Source organism: Flavobacterium sp. (assembly GCF_049590715.1).
Classification (GTDB): Bacteria; Bacteroidota; Bacteroidia; order Flavobacteriales; family Flavobacteriaceae; genus Flavobacterium.
Window position 1 is genome coordinate 1 of sequence record NZ_JBAWDL010000224.1, and the last position, 3,973, is coordinate 3,973.

The 3,973-nt window shown below is 36.6% G+C and carries 4 protein-coding genes and 1 tRNA gene; 2 read left to right on the top strand and 3 right to left on the bottom strand.

Going from position 1 to position 3,973, the window contains the following annotated elements; genetic code table 11:
- On the top strand, positions 1-890 hold an 890-nt coding region (locus tag WBQ70_RS10345), incomplete at its 5' end, for a bifunctional folylpolyglutamate synthase/dihydrofolate synthase (protein ID WP_423913756.1).
- An 86-nt stretch (positions 891-976) separates the two neighbouring features.
- Positions 977-1,051 (top strand) — tRNA-Val (locus WBQ70_RS10350).
- Here the strand turns inward: WBQ70_RS10350 and WBQ70_RS10355 are convergent.
- The 3 genes from WBQ70_RS10355 to mobB all read right to left on the bottom strand — a co-directional run.
- Positions 1,042-2,565, bottom strand: coding sequence for a recombinase family protein (locus tag WBQ70_RS10355; RefSeq protein WP_423913759.1), 1,524 nt, complete (start codon positions 2,563-2,565; stop codon positions 1,042-1,044). The two genes, WBQ70_RS10350 and WBQ70_RS10355, sit on opposite strands and share 10 nt — an antisense overlap.
- The gene (locus WBQ70_RS10360) at positions 2,549-2,704 is read right to left on the bottom strand and encodes a hypothetical protein (protein ID WP_423913762.1); all 156 of its coding nucleotides are present in this window, start codon (positions 2,702-2,704) and stop codon (positions 2,549-2,551) included. The genes WBQ70_RS10355 and WBQ70_RS10360 overlap by 17 nt, the downstream gene beginning before the upstream one ends.
- A gap of 280 nt (positions 2,705-2,984) precedes the next feature.
- Positions 2,985-3,973 (bottom strand): conjugal transfer protein MobB (gene mobB / locus WBQ70_RS10365; RefSeq protein ID WP_423913765.1); only part of this gene is annotated, 989 nt, incomplete at its 5' end.

The following is a 3,973-nucleotide window of genomic DNA, read 5'->3' on the forward strand; positions in this document are numbered from 1 at the left end:
CTTACTTTGAAGCCAATGACATCAGTTTTTTTGAAATGAGTGTGGGACTTGCTTTTGATTATTTCAATACTGAAAAAGTAGATTTAGCTATCATTGAAGTAGGCATGGGCGGAAGATTAGACGCTACCAACATCATCAACCCTCTCCTGTCAGTAATAACCAACATAGGACTAGATCATGTTCAATTTTTAGGAAATACTCTTGAACTTGTTGCGGCAGAAAAAGCAGGGATTATAAAAGAAAAAACACCTGTAGTAATTGGCGAGTACACTGCTGACACCAAAGCAGTTTTTTTGGCTAAGGCCAAAGAAAAGCAAGCAGATATTTATTTTGCAGCAGATTTAATTACAGAAATTTTTCCGTCTGATCTGCTTGGAGACTATCAAGTTTTTAATACAAAAACAGTTTTACAGTCCATTGAAGTTTTAAATTCGCAAAACGATATTACCGTTTCAAAAAAGCAAATTCGAAACGGTCTTTTAAATGTAACCAAAAACACCAACCTTCAAGGAAGATGGCAACAATTAGGAAATTCTCCTAAAATAATTTGCGATACCGCCCATAACAAAGAAGGACTTAATATCGTATTTAATCAGATCAAAAAAGAGGAATTCAAAACTTTACATATCGTTTTTGGAGTGGTAAACGATAAAAACTTAGATGCTATTTTACCTTTGTTACCAAAAAATGCCATTTATTATTTTTCAAAACCAAATAACCCAAGAGGATTAGATGTTCAAATTTTATTCGGAAAAGCAACCAATATTGGCTTAATCGGAAAATCATTTAACTCAATTACAGAAGCTTACACCGAAGCCAAAAACCAAGCTAAAAACAACGACTTCATCTATATAGGCGGTAGCACTTTTGTAGTTGCAGAAATACTTTAACTTTTTTTCATTTTATACTTGCAAATACAAAAAAGAGTGTTATATTTGCACTCGCAATCACAAAATGATAGCAACCTAGTAAAATAGGGCGATTAGCTCAGCTGGTTCAGAGCACCTCGTTTACACCGAGGGGGTCGGGGGTTCGAACCCCTCATCGCCCACTGTGAGGGATAACAGAAATGTTATCCCTCTTTTTTTGATATATAAGATATCCCTTTTCCTCCATTTTACTGGCATTATGAGATAACAGGTCTAACATTGTAGGTGTTCGATAGATACCCTGTTCATAGTACAAATTGCCATCGAACACCATTTTTACAAACTGACGTTTTTGCAAAGTGTCCGATTTTTCATAGATATACCTAATGTCCCCCAATAAATGCAGATTGCTGTCCAAAACCTCAAAAGCTTTTCCTTGATTTATACTGAATCTTTCTATTGCAGCTGTCAGGTTTAATATATGATCACTGTAGGTAGAATACCATCTATCGTAGGTATCTTTATTTATTTCGTCTTTAAACCACTTTTCTTCTACCGTATTTAATCGTTGCTGGACTTCTTCCAATTCATTTTTTTTATCTGTTGTCTTTTTCCTGTTTGCTTTTACTTCCTGTTCAAGTGCAGTGTAACAGCCATTTCTTATGTCCTTAATTTGTCTTTCGGGAACGCTCATAAGGTCACAGGCATTTAGGAACTGCTCATGTGCTTTGATTGCACTTATATTGTTGTGTTTTGAATGCTTGCATTTATAATAGTAAAAGTATTTTCCAGATTTCCCACGAGAAGGAGCACCAGTAAGCGGAGTTCCACAATGGCATTTTACAACGCCTCGTAGCGGTATTTCATCATCAATAACCACCTTTACTTTATCTACTTTCTTCATTTTAGACTGTACCATTGTCCATGTTGTCTTATCAACTATTGGCTCATGAATGGCTGGAAAAAGCCCTCCCGGCAGATCTTTGAACGGTTCAACTCTGACAAGCCCTGCATAAACAGGGTTTGCAAGTACACGGTCAATAGCCATGTTGCCTTTTCTGTCAAAACCTGACTGATACGCCATTTCCCTGATTTTGTATAATGGTACATCACGCAGAAACATATCGTAAATCACTCGGACAATTTTAGCTTCTATCTCATTTACTTCAAGGTGGCGTTGTTTTCCCTCTCCAACTTTACTGTAGCCGAAAGGTTTCTCTCTGGTAAGAAAACGACCTTCTTTAGCACGGGCTGTATAGAGTCCGCCACGTACTTTTATACTCCTGTTGATATTATCTTCTTCAGCAAGCAGTAATTGTAAGCCTGCCCTGAAAAAGCTTCCTGGTGTATCATAATCAAAAACTATCCCTTCGGTCACACTGATAATTTGAATATTGTATTTTTTCTGAAATTGCTTGACCAAGTTCATAGCTTCTCCTGCATCCCTGCTGAATCTGTCTAGCTGGTCTACAAGTAGGTAGTCTACCGATTTATAATATTTAGCAATAAATGCCTGAAGTTTTATAAAATCCGGACGATCAAAAGTTTTAGCACTTTTACCTCTGTCAATAAAAGAATCTACCAACTGTATATTGTTATACTGTAGATACTGATCGGTATACAGTTCCTGTCTTTCGATAGAGCCATTGCTTTGCCCTAACTGGCTAAATCTTAAATATCTAATCGCCCTCTTCATACAATTCTTTTAATGTTAATGACACAATAATTTCAATCATTAAATTTACGAATTTTTGTTCTTTTTCTTGTTCTATTTCTTCGTAATTTTTTGAGATATGTTCATCTATATCAGTCTGTTTGATATTTTCATGCTTCATTTTGTACCTCCTTTGCCTTTTGGTTAAACAATAATTTTTAATGTGCCAATGAATTTAATACATCTGATAGCTTAGGATTGATTAAAGTCTCACCTAGGAACTCTTTGGCTGGTTTAGTCTCAAAGCAATATTGGAAACAGTCATAAAAAAAACAAAGACAATCCCTCCTTATTGTCGGGACAGTCTTTGTTTTTAAAGATATTTGGTACAGCCAATTTGATGAATCACTCCTCTGTCGTGAATCACCAAAAAGGCTGACGATTAAAATTGATAGTATGTACTATCTTTTTTTGCGTCTGGCTTTCTTTTTCATTTGGTTGGCAAATAATTCTTCATCATAGTCTTCTGCTTTTCCATTGGATAATAACCCTCCAAAGACTTCAATAAGGCTGTTTTCTTCGTGGCAATAGGACATATTTTCCTTAACCAAAAAGTCAAACAGCTTGTGTGATTGTTTGACATCTTCATTTATAGTCGCATTGTTCTTTGAAGCACCATTTCCAAGTCTAGGCTGCGCTATTTTATTGCCATTATTCCACCATTCATTGAATACGTTAGCCGAAAGGTTTTTGGCTAATTGCGAACCATTCCACACGGATTTTGAACTATGGTCAACAAAGGTTATTCCATAAACTCTGCCTTGCGTATTTCGTCTTACAACGGTATTATTACCTCGTTCCAACAACCGTTTTTTGAATTCATTTTCATCCGATGCCGTCTGCAAGCAAATCTCAATGGTTGTCTTAAGTAAAGCTTTGGATGGCTCGTTTTTCAACAATTCTTTGGACTGGGCATAGTGTTGCTGAAGCTGAACATATCCTGCCTGTTTACCGAACAGCGAAGCCTTAAAAGGATTGCTTGCTTTTTCTCCCTTTTCATTTAATGCAAAATATACCAATCCTTGTTTTGAGATACCATTAGATTCCCCCTTGACTTCTTCGGCGGTAATATTAAAAAGGGAAAGTAGGGCATTGTAGGTACCGAAACCCTCGAATTTGTAATACTTTGGCAAATGACGGATTACCGAAGCCAGCTGGCTCTTTATGTCCCCAGCCTTATAATCGACGGGTTTGAATATCTGATTTTGTGGATTTTGCTTTTTCTCGATAGCCGATATCAGGCAGTATTGTTTTTCCAATTCACGACAGACATCCATCGAACGCCTTTTTTCAAATTTATCAGATATTTTTCTTCCCTCTTCATCCACGCAAACCGATACAATATGAATATGGTTCCGCTCAAGATCAGTGTGCTTGAATACCACAAAAG

Excerpts from the sequence above, each read along its gene's own strand:
- WBQ70_RS10355 (WP_423913759.1), bottom strand. The coding sequence starts at position 2,565 with ATGAAGAGGGCGATTAGATATTTAAGATTTAGCCAGTTAGGGCAAAGC.
- WBQ70_RS10360 (WP_423913762.1), bottom strand. The coding sequence starts at position 2,704 with ATGAAGCATGAAAATATCAAACAGACTGATATAGATGAACATATCTCA.